At 64.5% G+C, this 18,366-nt stretch carries 21 protein-coding genes and 1 pseudogene; 12 read left to right on the forward strand and 10 right to left on the reverse strand.

Going from position 1 to position 18,366, the window contains the following annotated elements; translation table 11 throughout:
- Window positions 1–278: 278 nt before the first annotated feature.
- Together ASE96_RS15125 and ASE96_RS15130 are read left to right on the forward strand one after the other, a co-directional pair.
- Entirely contained in the window at window positions 279–659 is a 381-nt protein-coding gene (locus ASE96_RS15125; protein WP_056432095.1) for a PLDc N-terminal domain-containing protein, read from the forward strand.
- 107 nt (window positions 660–766) lie between these two features.
- Window positions 767–1,597, forward strand: coding sequence for a class II glutamine amidotransferase (locus tag ASE96_RS15130; RefSeq protein ID WP_056432098.1), 831 nt, complete (start codon window positions 767–769; stop codon window positions 1,595–1,597).
- A gap of 66 nt (window positions 1,598–1,663) precedes the next feature.
- Here ASE96_RS15130 and ASE96_RS15135 read toward each other — a convergent pair whose 3' ends face one another.
- The 4 genes from ASE96_RS15135 to ASE96_RS15150 form a co-directional block, all read right to left on the reverse strand.
- Window positions 1,664–3,067: a hypothetical protein gene (locus tag ASE96_RS15135; RefSeq protein WP_082492775.1), complete on the reverse strand. Its 1,404-nt coding sequence runs from the start codon at window positions 3,065–3,067 to the stop codon at window positions 1,664–1,666.
- A 174-nt stretch (window positions 3,068–3,241) separates the two neighbouring features.
- Window positions 3,242–3,460, reverse strand: a complete 219-nt coding sequence (locus tag ASE96_RS15140) for an SHOCT domain-containing protein (RefSeq protein WP_056432102.1) — start codon at window positions 3,458–3,460, stop codon at window positions 3,242–3,244.
- Between the two features lie 29 nt (window positions 3,461–3,489).
- Window positions 3,490–3,918, reverse strand: a complete 429-nt coding sequence (locus ASE96_RS15145) for a DUF6325 family protein (protein WP_056432105.1) — start codon at window positions 3,916–3,918, stop codon at window positions 3,490–3,492.
- A 323-nt stretch (window positions 3,919–4,241) separates the two neighbouring features.
- Window positions 4,242–4,715 (reverse strand): potassium channel family protein, encoded by a 474-nt coding sequence (locus ASE96_RS15150; RefSeq protein WP_235500277.1) that lies wholly within the window; start codon window positions 4,713–4,715, stop codon window positions 4,242–4,244.
- Between the two features lie 229 nt (window positions 4,716–4,944).
- On the opposite strand from ASE96_RS15150, the gene ASE96_RS15155 reads away from it, so the two are divergent.
- The 4 genes from ASE96_RS15155 to cls all read left to right on the forward strand — a co-directional run bounded on the left by ASE96_RS15155 (window position 4,945) and on the right by cls (window position 10,165).
- Window positions 4,945–7,578: a helix-turn-helix transcriptional regulator gene (locus tag ASE96_RS15155; protein WP_156367626.1), complete on the forward strand. Its 2,634-nt coding sequence runs from the start codon at window positions 4,945–4,947 to the stop codon at window positions 7,576–7,578.
- A gap of 141 nt (window positions 7,579–7,719) precedes the next feature.
- The gene (locus ASE96_RS15160) at window positions 7,720–8,145 is read left to right on the forward strand and encodes a hypothetical protein (protein WP_056432114.1); all 426 of its coding nucleotides are present in this window, start codon (window positions 7,720–7,722) and stop codon (window positions 8,143–8,145) included.
- Window positions 8,146–8,238: 93 nt separating this feature from the next.
- Window positions 8,239–8,625, forward strand: a complete 387-nt coding sequence (locus tag ASE96_RS15165; protein WP_056432118.1) for an SHOCT domain-containing protein — start codon at window positions 8,239–8,241, stop codon at window positions 8,623–8,625.
- A gap of 67 nt (window positions 8,626–8,692) precedes the next feature.
- Window positions 8,693–10,165: a cardiolipin synthase gene (gene cls, locus ASE96_RS15170; protein ID WP_056432121.1), complete on the forward strand. Its 1,473-nt coding sequence runs from the start codon at window positions 8,693–8,695 to the stop codon at window positions 10,163–10,165.
- A gap of 33 nt (window positions 10,166–10,198) precedes the next feature.
- Here cls and ASE96_RS15175 read toward each other — a convergent pair whose 3' ends face one another.
- A complete protein-coding gene (locus tag ASE96_RS15175; RefSeq protein WP_056432124.1) occupies window positions 10,199–10,888 on the reverse strand; it encodes a DsbA family protein in 690 nt (229 codons plus the stop codon).
- Window positions 10,889–10,984: 96 nt separating this feature from the next.
- A complete protein-coding gene (locus tag ASE96_RS15180) occupies window positions 10,985–11,323 on the reverse strand; it encodes a YnfA family protein (RefSeq protein ID WP_056432127.1) in 339 nt (112 codons plus the stop codon).
- Between the two features lie 427 nt (window positions 11,324–11,750).
- Here ASE96_RS15180 and ASE96_RS15185 point away from each other — a divergent pair, with 427 nt between their 5' ends.
- Both ASE96_RS15185 and ASE96_RS15190 read left to right on the forward strand, forming a co-directional pair.
- Window positions 11,751–12,053 carry a DUF4193 domain-containing protein gene (locus ASE96_RS15185; RefSeq protein WP_056432134.1) on the forward strand — a complete coding sequence of 101 codons (303 nt, stop codon included), beginning with the start codon at window positions 11,751–11,753 and terminating at the stop codon, window positions 12,051–12,053.
- Between the two features lie 98 nt (window positions 12,054–12,151).
- On the forward strand, window positions 12,152–13,171 hold the full coding sequence (locus ASE96_RS15190) for a hypothetical protein (RefSeq protein ID WP_056432138.1): 1,020 nt from the start codon (window positions 12,152–12,154) through the stop codon (window positions 13,169–13,171).
- Window positions 13,172–13,218: 47 nt separating this feature from the next.
- Here the strand turns inward: ASE96_RS15190 and ASE96_RS18955 are convergent, their stop codons facing one another.
- From ASE96_RS18955 to ASE96_RS15205, 4 genes are all read right to left on the reverse strand, one after another.
- On the reverse strand, window positions 13,219–13,563 hold the full coding sequence (locus tag ASE96_RS18955) for a YegP family protein (protein WP_082492786.1): 345 nt from the start codon (window positions 13,561–13,563) through the stop codon (window positions 13,219–13,221).
- Window positions 13,564–13,772: 209 nt separating this feature from the next.
- Complete coding sequence (locus ASE96_RS19725; protein ID WP_268753763.1) at window positions 13,773–14,237, reverse strand: dienelactone hydrolase family protein; 465 nt, start codon at window positions 14,235–14,237, stop codon at window positions 13,773–13,775.
- The gene (locus ASE96_RS19730) at window positions 14,207–14,743 is read right to left on the reverse strand and encodes a dienelactone hydrolase family protein (protein WP_268753764.1); all 537 of its coding nucleotides are present in this window, start codon (window positions 14,741–14,743) and stop codon (window positions 14,207–14,209) included. The genes ASE96_RS19725 and ASE96_RS19730 overlap by 31 nt, the downstream gene beginning before the upstream one ends.
- A gap of 119 nt (window positions 14,744–14,862) precedes the next feature.
- Window positions 14,863–15,594: a TetR/AcrR family transcriptional regulator gene (locus tag ASE96_RS15205; protein ID WP_056432139.1), complete on the reverse strand. Its 732-nt coding sequence runs from the start codon at window positions 15,592–15,594 to the stop codon at window positions 14,863–14,865.
- Window positions 15,595–15,702: 108 nt separating this feature from the next.
- Between ASE96_RS15205 and ASE96_RS15210 the strand changes: the two genes are divergently transcribed.
- From ASE96_RS15210 to ASE96_RS19255, 4 genes and pseudogenes are all read left to right on the forward strand, one after another.
- A complete protein-coding gene (locus ASE96_RS15210; RefSeq protein ID WP_056432142.1) occupies window positions 15,703–16,413 on the forward strand; it encodes a DUF2306 domain-containing protein in 711 nt (236 codons plus the stop codon).
- Between the two features lie 123 nt (window positions 16,414–16,536).
- The gene (locus ASE96_RS15215) at window positions 16,537–17,550 is read left to right on the forward strand and encodes an isopenicillin N synthase family dioxygenase (protein WP_056432250.1); all 1,014 of its coding nucleotides are present in this window, start codon (window positions 16,537–16,539) and stop codon (window positions 17,548–17,550) included.
- Between the two features lie 117 nt (window positions 17,551–17,667).
- The gene (locus tag ASE96_RS15220; protein WP_056432145.1) at window positions 17,668–17,949 is read left to right on the forward strand and encodes a hypothetical protein; all 282 of its coding nucleotides are present in this window, start codon (window positions 17,668–17,670) and stop codon (window positions 17,947–17,949) included.
- 129 nt (window positions 17,950–18,078) lie between these two features.
- Window positions 18,079–18,366: pseudogene (locus ASE96_RS19255) on the forward strand (hypothetical protein); the annotation flags it as partial.

Raw genomic sequence — 18,366 nt, forward strand, 5'->3', positions numbered from 1 at the left:
AACGGCTCCTTAGGGTTTCGACCTGGTAGTCCGAGGAGAATCCGTGGTGCTCACAGGACACCCTCCTCATCGGCCACTAAGCATGGCTAATTCACTGCCAGATAGCTCTGCGATTCACAGCCGGGGACGTCAGGCGGGGCGCTCTGATCACGCCGTCAAAGGGCCATTCCGGAGCACCGGCATTTGTGGGATGATGCGGGCATACGCGCCCAAGACCCGACGAAACGCTGGCTTTCCGGACCTGGGACCCGGGACACGCGGGCTGAAAGGGAATCGACATGACTTTCTGGGACTTCTTTTGGCTGATGATTTCGTTTCTACTTTATGTTTCATATCTGGTGGTTCTGTTTCTCATCGTCAAGGACATTTTCGCTGATTCGACCCGCACCGGATGGAGCAAGGCTGTCTGGGTGCTCGTCCTGATTTTCCTGCCGGTCTTTGGCGGTCTGGCATATTTGATTGCTTTCGGACAGTCCATGTCCTTGCGGCAGGCTGCCCGCCGCGACGTGGCGAAGGAAGATTTCGACGACTACGTCCGCCGGACGGCCGGAACCAACCAGGCGGAACAAATCGCCCAAGCAAAAACCTTGATGGACGACGGCGCCCTGACCGCCGACGAATTCGCCGCGGTCAAGGAACGAGTCCTTCGCCAGCAATGAGAACGGGCACGGTGGCCCCGACGGGTCACCCGCGGGAGATGATGCGCAGGCACCGTGCTGGTGGTGGAATCGTAATGGAAATCCGTCCTGAGTAGAAGGAGAGTGGCATGTGCCGTTGGCTTGCGTATTCGGGTTCTCCCGTGCGATTGGATGACCTTCTCTACAAACCCGCCAATTCGCTCGTTATGCAGAGCAAACATGCACGTATGGGAGTTGAAACCACCAATGGGGACGGCTTCGGCGTCGGCTGGTACGGGACCGCTCCTCTACCTGGTGTGTTCCACAGCACGGAGCCCGCCTGGCATGACCGCAACCTGCGCGAACTCGCAGGACAGGCCTCGGCTGGCCGCGTCTTCGCCCACATCCGTGCCACTACCGGCACGGCGGTCCAACAGACGAACTGCCACCCCTTCCGCCACGGCCGGTGGCTGTGGATGCACAACGGGGTTCTCGCGGATTTTTCGAAAGTGAAGCGTGACCTGGCCATGGCCGTCGAGCCGAGCCTCTATCCCGAGATCGAAGGGTCCACCGACTCGGAAATGTTCTTCTACCTCGCGCTCACCTTTGGCCTGGAGCGGGACCCCCGCGCAGCGGTCGCTGAGGCGGTTGGACTCATCGAAGACGTCGGACGGCGCCACGGCGTCGAGCATCCAATCCAGATGACCGTCGCGACCACCGACGGCGATACCACGTGGGCATTCCGCTACTCAAGCGAGGGCAACTCCCGGTCACTCTTCCACAGCACTGACATCGCTACTCTCCGTGACCAGTACCCGGACAACCCCTTGCTCCACGGCCTCTCGGACGACACCAGGCTGGTGGTATCCGAACCGCTGGGGGATCTCCGCGGGGCGTGGCAGGAGGTGCCGGATGCCACGTGCGTCGTTGTGCACGGGGGCGAGCAAGACCTGTACCCGTTTGCGCCGTCCTCGGCGTAGCTGTGTTCCCACGGACCTTGTGAACAGCGGGGACGCCACCGCGCAACCGGCAGTGGCGTCCCCGGCTCATGGCAGGGGGAGCGTTGGATTCGTTTGCTCCGGAGGTCCTGTCGTCACGGGTTCGGCGGTATGGGCGGCGACAACGGCCGGACGGCACAGGAGTTCGATAAGAAGAATCGCCAGGCCGGCCAGGACTGCCGTCCAGATGGCCACGGCCGCCGTCGGGTACTGCCAGAGGATGAGCACCAGCACGGCGACGCCGAGGATTGCAGCTTCCAGGATCCGCCGGTAGCGGGCCAGCCAGTACTGCCACTGCCTCGCGTGCCCGGCACCCACCTTTCCGGTCACGTAGTCTCCGGCGCTTGCAAGACCTCGCCGCACACGCTCGGCAGGGCGCGAATGGCCGCTCAGGAAAGCCGCTACGGCAATCAGCAAGCCCACGATAAAGACAAACCGCACGGCGGTTCTGAGAGGCACCACGAGGGTTTCAACGAGGCTTTCGGCCGCCGCCGGGGAGACCGTTGCCGACGGGATGGTGCTGAGGAAGATGTTCAGCCCGATGGCAAGTCCTAGGGCCAGTACCGCCATGGCCACTGCTATCCCCAACCCGAGGCGGCTCGTCGTCCGCCTCCTCCAGCCACGCGGCGCCACAGCAATGGCTCCAATAGCGCTCAGCACCGTCATCCAGGCCAGGATGGGGGCGGTCCGGTCCAGCGTTCGGATGGCGTCCGTGGCCCTGACGAGTTCGGGGGACTGCAAAAGCGTGATCTGTGCGTCGACTTCCGGAATCCGGGTCGCGATGTCCACTCCCTGCTCTACAAGCAGGGTCTTGACCCGGGCGATGATTTCCTTGGTGGAGATGGTGACTGTGCCGCTCTCGTCGATACTGACCGTGCCGCCGGTGTTGCCGGTAGCCAGGTTGACGATTCCCTGGTGGGCCACCCTGTTGACCTGGGTCCAAAGATCCTGGAACTGCGGGCTGGCAACGAATCTGGAAACGGCGGTGTGGATCAGCGTTCTGGTCTGCTCCGCGATTGCGGGCGCCAGCCCCGAGATCACGGCGGCCACACGCGGTGCGACTTTTCCGAGTTCGGTCATCGCGTCACGCGTGATGCCTTCGATGTCGACGGCTTCGGTGATCTGCGCGGTGACCTTGTTGGCGATCTCCGCCTGAATGGCAGGGTCCGAGGCCAACGGCGCGACGGTGGCCACGTAGCGGTCGGTATCGAGGACCTCACTGCGCAGGTACAAGGCCGGCACGGTGGCGCAGGCCAGAACGGCAGTCAGCACCACCAGGAAAACGGCAACAATCCGGCGGGCCAGGCCCGAGCCTTGTCCTGGTGGTTTCGGGATGGTGGTCTTTCCGGCCTTGTCCTTTTCGAGTTGAAGGCGGGCGACTTCGGCGCGTAACCGCCGTATTTCTTCCTGCTCGGGGCTGCCGGCGCTTTGGGCATCATTCGGGAGTGTCATGAGGGCGCGCCGCCGAGGTAGCTTCGCGCCGCACCAATGTGCCTACCCGGGCCGCGAGGGACAGGATGGGTCGGCACCGCCCGTAGCCCATGGACAGAGGCGACGCTGGTTGATCGCTTCACGGGAACCACCTCCAAAGTCTTGGTTCGGGTAAGGGAGCCTGGCTTCCCAGGCTCACATCAGGAGCCGGGCTTTCGCTGCGGCAAATTCGGCATCGGTGAGCAGACCGGAGCTGCGCAGCTCGGCGAGCCGGGAGAGCTGGTCGGCCAGTTCGTTTCCGCCTCGTGGCGGGGAAACGGGCGCGGGAGCGCCCCGGGACGGAGTGCCCGATAGGGCAGCGGTCCGGGCTACGGTGCCGAGCAGCCCTGGCCGGCCGGCTCTGGCAAATGGCATGAGGGGTCCTTCTTGTCGATGGATGTCTTTCAGCTTGTTGCGACGCCATCTGCTTCGATGGCCACGACGGCTTCTTCCTGCGGGATTCTGGCCTGCAGGGCCGTCACGCCTCCTGAGCGCCGTACTTCCTCTGAGAGCCGCTGCGCCCAGCGGTGTTCCAGGACCGCGACCAGCGCTGTTTCGTTGCTTTTAATGGCTCCGGCCGCCAATTCGACGTCGGCGTCGTTGAGCAGGGTCATGGGCCGGGAATCGAGGAGCATTCCAGTCCACGCCGCGGGCAGGTCATCGTGCAGGTCGCGGACATGCACGGCTCCCTCGCGATCCCTGCTCACAAGGACCAAATCTGCAAGGGCGACGGCCCCCGATTTGACCGTTTCGCTGAGTGCCTTGATCACGTTTGCGTCGATGGTCGGTTTCGGAAAGGCACAGATAATCACTTCCAGCGGACCGATCTTCATGTGAAGCTCCTGTTCCCGAGTCGGGCAGTCGTGACAATCCTTATTGTCCGTGCGGACCGCCGGCCCGGCCCCACCCGCGCAGGGTGATCTGTCGTTCCTGCGGTCGGAAACCCGCCGGCTGCGGACGAAGGTTCCGGACGGCGCCGCGGGGGCGCAGGATGCCGGTTTCTGGACAGTCTCAGGGCGGCGGGCGCAGGTTTCCGGTGGCCGTCGCCGCGTGATCATCCCTTTCGGGTGAGCGCCGACGGAATGATATAGCGTGGCACGGCAGGGCGTGGACAGCGGATGGACCGGGGAGGTGGCCGCGTCTGCGGGGCTCCAGGTCAGGGGGTGCCCAGCCGCCGTCCGGCCGCGAAGAACGCGACCTTGGCAACCAGCACGAGTGCACCCAAGCCGGCGATCATCTGGACTGTCACCACCGCCCTAGCGAGTTGGCTGACGGGCGTGATGTCGCCGAACCCGACAGTGGCGAACGTGACAGTCGTGAAGTACAGGGCGTCCATCCTGCTCAATGGTTCGGTAAACGCCCGCGGATCCGTTGTGGACATGGAGGTGTAGAGAAAACCGAAAAGAAACAGGAACATCAGCACGGTCTCGACGACGGCTTCGGCCGCGCGGACCTGGGGGACTTCCGCCGCGATAATCATGCGCAATTGAAGCACCAGGGCGCTGGCAAAAACGAGCAGGACTCCCGCGAGGCGGATCCAGGCCGCCGCAGGATTGTCTTCATTGAATCCGCCTATTGGAATAGCGAAGTACAGAAGAAGAATTACGGCCAGAAATGCTGCGAGCCGCATTGCCGCGACGATAAAAACGTGCCGCCTGGCGGCCCGGTCAAGTTGCCGGACAAAAACCGGGTTTTTCCGGCTACCCTGCTTTGTGGCCATGACTGATGTTACTCCCGAGCAAGTAGTGCGCGCCGGGCTGTGACCCGGGTCGGGGGAGCCCAGCATTTGCGCGAGGGGCGTACACACAAGGTCCTTATGACCCTATTGCACGAAATTACACCTCCCTACGATCAATTACGTGGGAGAACCGCTAATCACTTCCGAACGGGTGCCTGGTCCGCAGTTTAAGATCCGGCCTCCCCTGCGCGGTCTGGGGGCGCTGGAACGTCCGCGTCTCGAAGACGCGCTGGCTGCTGCCGCTGACGCCCACCGCCTGACTCTCGTTACCGCCCCCGCCGGCTACGGCAAATCAACGCTTTTGGGCGACTGGGTCCGGAAAAGCGATCTACCGTGTGCCTGGTTGTCGCTGGACCGCTTCGACACGCAACCGACACGGCTGTTTCAGGGGGTCGTCGGGGCGATTCAGGCCGCTGCAGGGCCATTTCCTTTGCCTGGCACCGAAGCCGTGATGGCGTTGGACCAGAGCCTCGCCCATGACCGTGCAGCCTCCTACGATCTGCTGCTGGGAGCTCTGGAGCACCTGACGGAGCCGATCGTGCTGGTCATTGACGACGTCCAGTTGGCGGGACCGGAACTGGCCTCGGGAATTGTCGGTGTGCTCGCAGCCTCAGCCCCGCCGGCATTACGGCTGGTCCTTTCAGGGCGTGGACATCCCTCCATCCAGTTGGAGCGGCTCAGATACGGGGAAGGCCTGGGTGAGATCGGTGCTGCCGAACTGGCCTTTACCCGGGACGAAGTCTCCCGGTTTGCCGATTCGCTGGGGCAGGGAGCGAAAATCGACGCCGGATCACTCTGGACGCTGACTGGCGGATGGCCGGTCGCCGTCCACGCGAGCCTCAGCGCCCTGACGGAGGCCCGCAATGTGGCGGGCGGGATCACGAAAACCTTGCCCGCCCAACCCCCTCTAGGCGACTACATCGCGGAGGAGGTCCTGGGTCAATTTGATCCGTCACTGGTGGATTTTGTTTTACGCGCCACCTCCTGCGACTGGCTGGGCCGTCGGCTCGCCATAGAGCTGCATGGCCGGCCCGACGGCGGCATCCTGCTCGAAACGTGTCTCCGCCACGGACTCTTCATCGAAGAGCACGCATATCGCGGCGGTGAATCCATGTACCGTTGGCACTCGCTGTTCGCAGCGCAGTGCCGCAGGATATTGGAGCGGAGGGACCCGCTCCTCGCGGACCGGCTCCACCGCGTGGCGGCGCGCTATTACCAGGACACCGACGTGAGTGAATGCGTGGCCCGTGCCCTGCAGGCACATGCCCCCCGACTGGCTGTCCTGTCGCTCGGAGAGCACTGGCTGGAGTTCCTGCTCCGCAACGGCGCCCCCGCGCTTGAACAAGTGTGCCGGGATCTGCCACACCCGTGGAACGACGACCCCGAGATGCTGATGATCGGCTCAGTCTGCCGCGCCATTGACGGTGATGTCCCGGCCGCTTCGGAACTCACCCGGCGTGCGCTGGCGCGTACTTCAGTTTTGGATGATGCGCGCCGACGGAAGCTCGACCGGTGCCGTGCCCTCTTCGAACCTTTGCCTACCAGCCGGCGGATCGACTTGCGCAACCCTGACGCGGACGGCCGGTCGAAGGTGGACGCGGCAACGGAGGACTATCCTGCCACTTCCTCGGGCCTGTTCCAGCTGGCCCAGGCTGAGTTCAGGTTGCACCGCGTGGGGGACCAGGCGGCCGTCCTGCTCCAATCACCCGCCGGCGCGTCAAAACATCTGGGAAAGATGGAAGTTTGCGCCGAAGCAGAACTTGCTTTGGCGTTCGCGGCCGGTGGTGACCTTGCGGCCGCCGAGGATCATGCTACGCGGGCGTTGGAGCGCGCAGACGGGCTGGGCGGCGGTTCTCAGGATCAGATGGCGGCGGCCTGGCTGGCACGCGGAATAGTGTTCTACTGGCGAGATGAACTGAAGGGTGCCCGCGCCCATCTGGCTAAGGCGCAGCGGCTCGGCAGCACGTCCTCGCTTGGTCCGGTTAGCGCTGTGTACAGGGTGCTGGTTGATTGCGCGACGGGTGATCAAGCCCATCTCGCCGAGTCCAGCGCAGCACTGGAGTCCTTCCACGACCAGGGCCGCTACGGAGTGTCTTGGGAAGCCTTTTACACGATCGCCAGGGCGAAGATCGCGGAAGCCGAGGGCGACTTGGCCTGTGCGTTGACGATGGTTCGGTCTTTGGGGACCGGAGGGCATGCCCCTTTGGTGGACACGCTGCTGGCAGAACTCCTGCGTCGGGGAGGAGAGACCGGCGCCGCCGAACTCTGCACCAAAGCACTTATCGATCGAGATCGAAACCGATACCTCGATACCAGCATGAGCCTGACGGAGGCCCTGCTGGCCCACGGCAACGGGGACGACGCCCGAGTGCATGAGCGGATAGAACACGCGGTCCATCGGGCGGAGCCGCAGACTATCCTGCGCTCCTTTACCGAGCGGAGAGAAGAACTCGCGGAACTGCTGATTCAACACGCCGTCTGGGGGACCACCCATGAGTCGTTCGTCGCTGCCCGGATGGCACGCCATACGCAAGGTAACCCGCACCTCCGGACGCGTTCCTACTGGACCCTCACCGACCGCGAGCGCGAGGTCCTGGCCTACATGCGCTCGGTGATGACTGCGGCGGAGATCGCTGAGGCGCTGTTCATTTCCGTCAACACCGTCAAAACGCACGAGCGGTCAATCTACCGCAAGCTCGGTGCGGCAGGGCGGCGGGATGCCCTCAAGACGGCCGCCGAACGCGGAATCGTCTAATCAGGCCCGGCCCGGGAACGTCACCCGGCCGTAAGATTTCACCCGCCGCGGGTGAGGACGCCTCCCGTGCTGACACACAGAATTGTCATAAGTGCCATTTGGTCGGGCTGGGGACAATGCCTCCAGGAAAGGAACCTCCACATGCCAACGAAAGCACATCCGCTCCTCGCAGGATCCATCGCGCTCGGAGCAGCACTCGCGTTGCTGACCGGCTGCGGTAGCACGGATACTCCGCAGGAGAACGAGTCGCAGGTCTGCGCAGCTACCAAGGCCTACGCCTCTGCCTTGACGAGTTTCAAGGACGCGCTGACGCCAACGTCCACGGTGGACCAGGTCCGTACCGCGAGGGAAGAAGTTGTGAAGACCCATAACGAACTCCTCGATGCGAGCGAGGCCGTGGCCAAGGACCGGGTGGATGCCGTCAAGGAGGCTGAGCAGAGTCTTGACCGCGCCGTCAAGGACGTTCCCGACGACGCGACACTGGCGCAGGCCCGGGCTTCCTTGCGGGACGAAGCTGTGAAAGTCCAGGCGGCACTGAGCGACCTCGGAACCGCAGCCAGTTGCTAAAGCCCGTCCGTCAGGGGGAATTCACCTTCGATTTCTTCGCATGGCCGTATATCGATCGATGCCGCATTAGTTAGTTGAAAGCAGGGTGGACAAATGAGTTTCTGGGAGAATTTTTGGGATATCTTCTGGTGGTTCTTCACCGCGTGTGTCTTCTTTGCCTACCTGTTTGGGCTATTTGCGATCATCGGTGACATTTTTCGCGATCACGGGCTGAGCGGCTGGTGGAAAGCAGTCTGGATCTTCTTCTTGGCTTTCCTGCCTTTTGTGACCCTCTTGGTGTATCTGGCTGCCCGGGGCGATGGCATGGCTGAGCGTTCCGTGGAACGTGCCCGGCGGGACCAGGACGAGGCCGATTCCTATATCCGCAAGGTCGCCACCCCGAGCCCCACAACAGAGATTGCCCAAGCCAAGGCGCTGTTGGACGCAGGAACCATCAGTGCCGAAGAGTTTGAAAGAATCAAGAGCCGGGTGCTGGTCTGAAGCCGCTCGTGGCCCTCCCGACCCGTCGGACAGACTTCGGTCCCGGCAGAAGAGCCAGCAGGTAGCCGTGCGCGAATTCCTCCAGGATCCTGAAGCCGTCGCTGCACTTCTGCTGGCGGCCCATATCTTCGTCGTGGCGATTGCAGCTGTGCTGGTATCGGTGAATCGTCCCCCGTCGTCTGCCATTGCCTGGGTGCTCGCCATCATCTTCATACCGGTGCTCGGCGCTATTGTGTTCTTCTTTGTCGGGTACTCGAAACTGCCCAAGGTCCGCCGTGACAAGCAACAGGAGGTCAACGAGCTGGTTCTGGCCCGGACCGCAGGCAGCACACTCATCAGCGAAGGCCGTGACTGGCCGGAGTGGTTGCACTCGGCGGTGGCATTGAACAACAACCTGGGGGCCCTGCCCATGGTGGAAGGCAACCGTGCCGAGCTGATGGATGACTATGACGGCACCTTTGACGCAATGATCAAGGACATCGATTCGGCCGCCAAGTATGTGCACGTGGAGTTCTACATCATGTCACTCGATGCGACCACCGAACCCTTCTTCCAGGCGCTGGCCCGTGCCACGGAACGGGGTGTCGCCGTAAGGGTGTTGTCCGATCATCTGGCCGGCCTCATCTTCCCGGGCCGGAAGGAAACCCTGAAATACCTTCAGGACATAGGCGCGGAGTATCACCCGATGCTGCCGGTGCGGCCGTGGCGGGGTGAGTGGCAGAGGCCTGACCTCCGCAACCACCGCAAGATCGTCGTCGTCGATGGCCGCGTCGGCTTCACCGGATCCCAGAACCTTATTGACTCCAGTTACAACAAGAAGGGCAACCTGAAACGCGGACTCAGGTGGCACGAACTGATGATGCGCATTGAAGGCCCCGTCGTCCGCGAGCTGGACGCGGTATTTGCGACCGACTGGTACAGCGAAGCGGACGTTCTGCTGCCGCTGGCCGCCAGCTCCAGTTCCATCGCCGGCAGCCAGGGCTCGGCGCCTATTGACGCGCAGGTCCTGCCCAGTGGCCCGAGCTTCGCGAATGACAACAATCTGAAGCTCTACGCAACGCTCATCCACAAGGCCGAACGCCGGGTCAGCATCACCAGTCCCTACTTCGTGCCGGACGAATCCATCCTGATGGCCATTGTCACTGCCGCTGCGCGGGGTCTCGACGTCGAGCTCTTTGTGTCCGAAGTCGGCGACCAGATGTTGGTCTACCACGCGCAGCGTTCCTACTACGAGGCCCTGCTCCGCGCCGGCGTCAGGATCTACCTCTACCGGGCGCCCCAGGTCCTGCACTCGAAGCACTTCACCATTGATGAGGAGGTGGCGGTGATTGGGTCCAGCAACATGGATGTCCGCTCCTTCAGCCTCAACATGGAAGTATCCGTTTTGGTGCATGGACGCGGTTTTGTTGACTCGATTGGCGTGATCGAAGACCGGTACCGGGCGAACAGCCTCGAGCTGCGGCTCGAGGACTGGATGCGGCGGCCGGCGGCCCAGAAAGCTTTCGATAACCTGGCGCGCCTGACCGCATCCCTTCAATAGGCAAGGCCTGCCGGGCAGGGGAGGCCATGGTGCCTATTCGGCGGCGTCGCTGAGCAGCTGCCGGAACTCGGCTTCCGTATTCAGGACCAGCTTCTTGCCGTTGAGGAAAAATGTGGGTGTCCCGGTGACGCCCAGTGCCGTGCCGTCCGCGGCATCCTTGCGGATACGTTCCAGGGTTGCCTCGTCAGCCACGGCGGCGTCGTACTTGGCCAGGTCCAGTCCCAGTTCCTGCGCGAAGCTCCGGAACACGGGAGCCTGGGAATCCTGCTTTCCGCCCCACTGGTCCTGGGTTTCAAAGAGCTTCGCTGCCATTTGCTGGTACTTGCCCTGCTGAGCGGAAGCTTCCACAGCCAGGGCAGCGGTACCCGAGTTCCGGTGCCCGGTCAGCGGGAAGTAGCGGTTCACGAAAGTGATCCGGTCGCCGTATTCCTGCTTCAGTTCCTCGACGAGCGGATGGGCGGCGCGGCAGGACTCGCATTCGAAGTCCAGGAACTCGACCAACTGGGCCTTCTCGACAGCGGGGGAGGTGAGCCGGTGGCTGTCCTCGCGGACCAGCTGCGCGGTGGCCGCCGCCTGCGGAGCCGCCGGGGCGGGCCTGTTCATGGCGAAGACCGCATACCAGACGAGGCCGGCCGCAATAATGGCCCCCATCAGGATCCAGAGAACCAGGCGTACCTTTTTGTCCGTGTCTGCCGGGGCGGGTGTCGCCGTCGTCTTCGTCATCAAACTGCTTTCTGGTCGTGGTGGGGATCGGGGTTGGCCGGCAGTGCGGGAGCCGGCAGGCGAAACGCCGTCGGGTGCGCAGGAGGCTGAGGTGATTCAGCTGCCGCTGCGGGGCGCGAACATGATCATGGCCACACCGAGCAGGCAGATTACGGAGCCCATGATGTCCCATCGGTCGGGCCGGAACCCGTCGAAGATCATGCACCACGCGAGCGAGCCGGCCACAAAGACCCCGCCATAGGCGGCAAGGATGCGCCCGAAGTGCGCATCCGGCTGGAGGGTCGCCACGAAGCCGTACGCGCCGAGGGCTAGGACGCCAAGTCCGGCCCACCACCAGTCCTTGCCCTCACGGACCGATTGCCAGACCAGCCAGGCCCCACCTATTTCGGCCACAGCGGCGAGGGCGAACAACACGACCGATTTTGCAATAGTCACGGACCCATCATGGCAGGCCCGGTGCAGACAGCACTGCTTTAGGAGTCCGGCCAGTTCCGGGAACCGTCGAGGCCGCACCCCTGGCGGCTGCATTGCCGGGCACTCACGCGCCAGTCGGGCTGATTGGACGTGACCGAGCGTTCGTCCTTCCAGATCGGAATGACCCTGGAGCCGCACTCCCGGCAAGGCGGCTCCACATGTGCGCGTCTTTGCGCCTTGTTCATAATTTCCCCCAAGAAATCTTCACCAACAGCCTTAACTCTAACGATTGTACAAATAAAATCCAGCCACGTCCTGACCGAAAAGCGTCAGGCGGCGGCGCGTTGCCGGGTCCCGCCCCGAGCTGTGAGGCCCGGGAGGGAATACTGGAGCAGTCCTGTCTGTTGAATACCTATCCAGGCAATCCGAGGAAGAGGGAAACACCCCAGTGGCAACCGATTACGATGAAGTACGCTCCGACGTCAAGGAATCGCAGGACAGGTCTCTCGAGGCCCTGCAATCTGCGAATGCCCCCGACGCCCGCAGTGTGGTGCGTGAGTTGGATGAAGCGGATTCGCTGGATGGCGCCTTGGTCCCGGGTGGAGAAATCGTCGCTGAGGAGTTGACCGTCCAGGTCATTCCGCAGGCGGAGGATGAATTCACCTGTTACTCGTGCTTCCTGGTCCGGCATCGCTCCCAAATCGCGCGCGAAAAGAACGGCCACCTCTATTGCGTTGAATGCGAAGGCTAAACTCCGGCGCCCGGAACACCCGCATGGAACACCCCGCCCGGGACAACACTGACGGAACAACCCGTTGACGAGAAAACTCCGGGCACTACAATCGGCGCATGACCGTACTGGACTGGCTGCTGGATTCTGATCCCGCTATTCGCTGGCAGGCGCTGCGGGATCTGGCCGGAGCGCCTGCCGACGCCGTCGCTGCCGAGCGCGCACGCGTGGCCACCGAGGGGTGGGGCGCCCGGCTGCTGGCGCTGCGCGGCGGGGACGGCCAGTGGGCCGGGGGAGCGTACTTCCCGGCGCACGGCGGCGATCCCGACGTCGGGCTGTCCGGTGGTGCCGATGCTCCGTACAGCCAGACGGAACCCGCCGGGGACGATGCGTCCGACAACGGGAGCCAGCCATGGACCGCCACCACGTACAGCCTCCTGCAGCTGCGTGACTTTGGCATCGATCCCTTGGGTGACCAGATGCGCCGGACCGTGACGCTCGTGCGGGAGAACTGCCGCTGGGAGGAAGGCGGGCAGCCCTTTTTCAGCGGCGAAGTGGAGCCCTGCATCAACGGAATGGCCGTTGGGCTCGGGGCCTACTTCGGCCAGGATGTCGACGCCGTGGTGGCCCGGCTTGTCAGCGAGCAGCTCGACGACGGCGGGTGGAACTGCTGGGCGGAACACGGCGCGGTGGTTTCGTCGGCCGCGACAACAATCAACGTGCTCGAAGGGCTGCTGGCCCACGAACAGGCGACGGGCGGTTCGCCGGAATCCATCGAAGCGCGGCGGCGGGGCGGGGAGTACCTGCTCGAACGGCAGCTGTTCCGGCGCAAAAGCACCGGCGACGTCATTGATCCGGCCTGGCTCGAGTTCTCATATCCCACCCGATGGCACTACGACGTGCTCCGCGCACTGGAGTACTTCAGGACTGCCGGTGATCCGCCCGACCCGCGGATTGCTGAAGCCATCGCCCTGGTCCGGTCCAAGCAGCAGCCCGACGGCACCTGGCTCCTGGAAAACACGCATCCCGGCCGGATCCACTTCGAGCTGGAGGGCGGAGACGGCCGGCCCAGCCGGTGGAACACCCTGCGGGCGTTGCGGGTGCTGCGCTGGTACGAGGCCGGCCAGGGCGTCCGCTAGCCAGGCAGTCCGCGAGGAACACGCGGCGTGGGTTACTGAGGCACGGGCTATGCCGCGCCGATCCACTTGGGGGCGGCGGTCGCCCGTCGGGTTGACCCTGCCCGGGCGTGGATGTCGTCGCCCCGCTGAAGCCAGGTAGGACGGGGACGCGTGCCGCCGCAGGGGCGGGCCGCACTTTCCGCCGGCAGTATCCCGCTTCGCGTCCCGCCCTCGGGGCAAAGGTCGGTCACCAGCCCCATGCCGGCGCATTCCCGTACCGCGGCGATGCCGGCGACGGCAGCCGGCTTGTCGCTGAATGCAGCCGACTCGGCCACAACGGTTCCGTCCGGCGCCTTGAGTCGGAACCGGAAAAGCGCCTCCCCGTCAACAAACACTTCAAACGTCCCGGCCATGTCAATCCTTCCGGTCTGCGGGGACCGCTCCTCGGCATCTTCTATACCGTTGAGCTGGCCGGAACGCATAGCGGCGCCCTCGTCCCGCTGCTCTGGTCGAACGGTCCCTAGGGATCCGTTCATCTGGTGATAACCAGTCTGTTGGAGGCGCCCGGGGCCTCACAAGACCAGGCAGGTAAACCCTGGGTAAAAGCTGTGCAACGCCGTGCTCAGACGTAGCGGGTAAACCAGGCGAGTGTGTCGTTCCAGGCCGCGGTGGCCTGCGCCTCGTCGTAGCGCTGCCCGGTGTCATTGTGGAAGGCATGGTCGACGCCGGGATAGACGGTGAGCTGGTGGCGTACGTCCGTGGCGGCCAGGGCATCCCGCAGCGCCGGCAAGGCCCCGGTGATCCGCTGATCGAGTTCAGCGTAGACGCCGAAGACGGCCGGCTTGATCGCCGGAACCTTTTCGAGGTCGGGGGAGGGCCCGTAAAACGCCGAGGTCGCCTTCAGTCCCGGAAGCTCCGTCGCGGCCTGCCAGGTGATGCCCCCGCCGAAGCAGTATCCGGTCATAGCGATCCGGCCCTCGTCGACGAAGTCTTGTGACTGCAGGTAATCGAAAGCCGCGGCGAAATCAGAGACGTGGCGTTGGGAGCCGGCTGCTGTCAGCGCTCCGGGGACGGCGTCGCGGTCCATGGCCGCTGTGCCCCCTTCCGGCTGAGCAGGTCCAGGGCCAGGGCACCGTAGCCGGCCTTGGCGAAACGGCGTGCCACATCCTGGATGTGCGGGGTCAGCCCGCGGTTCTCGTGGCAGATCAGCACGGCCGGACCGGGGGTGCCCGATTCTGGCCGGGCGAGGTAGGCGCTGATGTCCGTTCCGTCGGCGGGGAACCGTACGGTTTCCGTCACGAGGCCCGGAGCGCCCTCAGGAACAGAGAGGGGGCTCTTGGCGCCCGGCACCGGACCCGCGGAAGCGGTAAGGGCTCCCGTGCCCGAAGGGCCGGGGGTGGGCATGGGATCGGTGCTGCGCGGGACTTCCTCCGGCGTGCAGCCCACCGTCAGCATGGCGGCCGACGCCGCCGCCATGCTGCCGGTAATAAAGGCCACGCGGCGCGTGAACGTGCGCTGGCTCAGGGCGCCGGAGCGGTAATCGTCGAAGAATTCCTCGATCAGGTACTTCTCAAACTTGCCAAGCGTGGTCATGGAAGGCCTCCCGGAGTGTGCGCACATCCTCCTCCGAAGTCCCTGGCCAGGCAAGGGCGCGTCTTGTCCGGGCCGGCGTCCGGCCGGATAACCCCCAGTGGTCCGCGGCCCCGCAGAGTTTAGCGACGGTCCAGCTTTGCCTGCCGCGATGACCAGCCCTGTTCGTGCAACCGCTCAAAGCCGTCGAGGAGCAAATCCAGGGCGAACTCGAACTCAAATTGGTCGTCGCAACCGTGTCCGACGACGGAACTCCCGTCGTGGGCCGTCCCCGTGGCGATCGCCACGATGTTCGGATACCGCTCCGCCATCTGCTGCATCATGGCGGCCTGGGCTTCGGGAGGCACCTCCGCCGGGGATTCCGCCGTCGGCCCGGACTGGTCATCGAACAGTTCCTGGGTGAAGCCCCACATTCGGCCGCCGATGGCATGCATTACATGGTGCGTGAGGTCGGCGGAGAATCCGCCGGCCAGGAACATGCCAGCGAAGGACTCCATGTAATCCAGCACGGCGGCTGTCTTGGTGGTGCGGGATTCAATCGCCTGGCGGGCCCAAGGGTGCCGCTGCAGCGCACGTCTCGCCGACAGCACCCGCAAGCGGACGGTACTCTTCCAGTCCGTATGGGTGACCGGGGGATCAATCTCGCCGATGAGGCTCGCGACCATCCCGTCGAGTAGCTCTTCTTTGTTTGCGACGTGCTTGTAGAGCGCCATCGGCACCACGCCGAGCTCTTCGGCGAGCCTGCGCATGCTGAGCGACTCGAATCCCACATCGTCAGCGAGTTCGACGGCGGCCCGCAGCACCCGCTCCCTGTTCAGGGGCGTGCGGCGGGTGGCCTCCAGCTGCTGAGTCATCCGCACAACCTTTCCCTAGCAGTTACCTCTTGACAAGTGTACCGCGTACACCTACCGTTGGGCGGGTCAGGTGTACCTCGTACACCGCGGAAATCTAGGACCAGGCTCATGACAACAAGACCCAGTACCTCCCGCCCGTCCATCAGGCGCCGCGGGCCCCAGTGGCCTGTACTGGCGGCGCTGATCCTCCTGAGCCTGATCCCGGTGATGGCCGGCGCGGCAAGGTTGACGGAACTGACCGGCGGCGCTGCCATCACAGCGCAGAACGCCCGGTTCTTTGCCTCGCCCGTCCCCGTCGTCATCCACATCGTGAGTGTCACCATTTACAGCCTGCTTGGGGCGTTCCAGTTCGTCCCCGCCCTGCGGGGAAGGCGCGGCTGGCACCGCGCCGCCGGCGCTATTCTCATTCCGGCCGGGCTGCTCGCCGGGCTCTCCGGCCTGTGGATGTCGGCGTTCTACCCGCTCCCGGACGGCACCACCGACGTCCCGATCCGGCTCTTCTTCGGTTCGGCCATGCTGGTCAGCCTCAGTCTGGGCATCGGCGCGATCCGGCGCCGGGATTTCGTGCGGCACGGCGCGTGGATGACGCGCGGTTATGCCATCGGAGTGGCCGCGGGAACGCAGGCCGTGGTGATCTCCGCCTGGCTGCTGCTCGTGGGCACCCCCGACGAGCGGACCAAGGCACTGCTGATGGCGGCGGCCTGGGTGATCAACCTCGCTGTCGCCGAGTACGTCATCCGGCGACGGGCCAGAACGTCCGGCCGGACGGTGCGTAGTGCCGACCGCCCGGTCCGGACCGGCGCGGGAGCCTCGCGATGAGGGCCAGCGGCGCCCTCCGAAAGTCTTAATTCGACATCTGAATGTCCTCCGGAGCGGCTAGATCCGTAACATTGGAGCTAATACGGTCCGCAACTTGCCATGTTCACCGAAAAGGACTATTGGATGCCACTCGAATCATTGCCCGTCCTGGACTTCTCCCGTTTGAGCGCGGGTCCCGAGGAGGCCGCGCGGTTCCGGAACGAGCTACGGGACGCCATGCACGAAGTGGGCTTCCTCTACCTGGCCGGACACGGGATCCCGCAGGAGCTGACGGATTCCATGCTTGACGTGTCCCGGCGCTTCTTCGAGCTGACCGACGAGCAGAAGCTCGCCGTCGAGAACGTCCACAGCCCGCAGTTCCGTGGCTACACGAGGGTCGGCGGCGAGCTCACGGACGGCGCGGTGGACTGGCGCGAGCAGATCGATATCGGCGTCGAGCGTGCTGCCGTGGAGCCGGGGCCCGGCGTCGCCGATTATTGGCGTCTTGAGGGACCCAATCTGTGGCCGGATGCCCTGCCCGAAATGCGGGGGATTGTTACCGAGTGGACTGAACGGTTGAGTGCCGTCTCGCTGACCCTCCTGCGGGAGCTGGCGGTGTCCCTCGGGGCACCTGCGGACACCTTCGACGAGGCCTTCGCCTCGCGTGCCTTCCCGGTGCTCAAGATCGTGCGGTACCCGGGGGAGTCCAATCCGGAGCCCAAGCAGGGTGTGGGTTCCCACCGCGACGGCGGGGTCCTGACCCTGCTGCTTGTGGAGCCCGGGAAGGGCGGACTGCAGGTGGAGTACCAAGGACAATGGATCGATGCCCCGCAGGTTCCGGGTACGTTCGTGGTCAATATCGGCGAGATGCTCGAACTGGCCACGAACGGCTACCTCAAGGCGACCCTGCACCGCGTGATCTCTCCTCTGCGGGGCACGGACCGGATATCGCTTCCCTTCTTCTTCAACCCCGCGCTGGACGCGACGATGCCGCAGCTCGCGGTGAGCCCGGAGTTCCAAGCCAAGGCGCGCGGCCTGTCCGTCGATCCGACGAACAGCCCAATCCTTGAAACCTATGGAGACAACGCCCTCCGCTACCGGCTCCGGGCCCATCCCAACGTCGTCGCCGAGCACCACTCGGATCTGCAGAGGGCCTGAGCCGGGCTCACGGTGCCGCTGCGCAGCTGGCCACTTCACTGGCCACGTCGCCGGCCGCTGCGCCGGTGACGGTTAGACTGCGGGTGCCAGAGAAGGTCAACGACTCTTGGGGGAAGCTTGTTCAACCGCAGCCAACTGCTCTTCATGCTGGGATTCGTCCTGACGGCCGTCGGTCTAGCGGTGGCCTTTGCCGTGCGTTTTCTGTCGTTCGCCCGGTATATGCACGTCGAGGATCTGGGCCTGGACGTGGATCCGGCCGTGGGACCGGAACTGTTCACCCTGCTTGTCGCACCAACGGTGGCCGAGCGGACGTTCTTCTACTTGTCGGTGGGCATTGTCGCGGTTGGTGTGGTCCTGCTGATTGTGGGTTTGCGGCTTCGTTCGAGGCCTGCCCGCTAGTTGCCTTGGGCAGCGGGATTCACGGCACAAGGAGGGTCCTCCTCCGGGGTTCAGCAGGTTCTAAGCTGCGGGGATCTGACGCCGTGCCGTCGGCGATAAAGCGTCGCAGGTGCCCGATAGCGTGTATTCATGGACGGCAAGCAGGGGCCCGACGCATTTCGACCGGCTGGGACACGTCATTCGGCTGGCGCAGGTGAGCCGGAAGTGGCCTCAGGGGTCACGGTCGCGGAGGTGGCCCGGGCCCTGGGCGGCGACGTGGCTGAGCTGAACGGTGCGCAATTGATTGCTGAAATCCGGGCCCTGGAAGACGCGAAATCCGCCCTGGCTGCCCGTCAGGCACGTTTGTCCGTCGCGTTCGATCTGCTGCAGCGCCGTGAACAGGCCGACGCCGGGATGCCGGCGGCCGAGCTCGGGGCG

The organism is Arthrobacter sp. Leaf69, from assembly GCF_001422645.1.
In the GTDB taxonomy this organism is placed as follows: domain Bacteria; phylum Actinomycetota; class Actinomycetes; order Actinomycetales; family Micrococcaceae; genus Arthrobacter.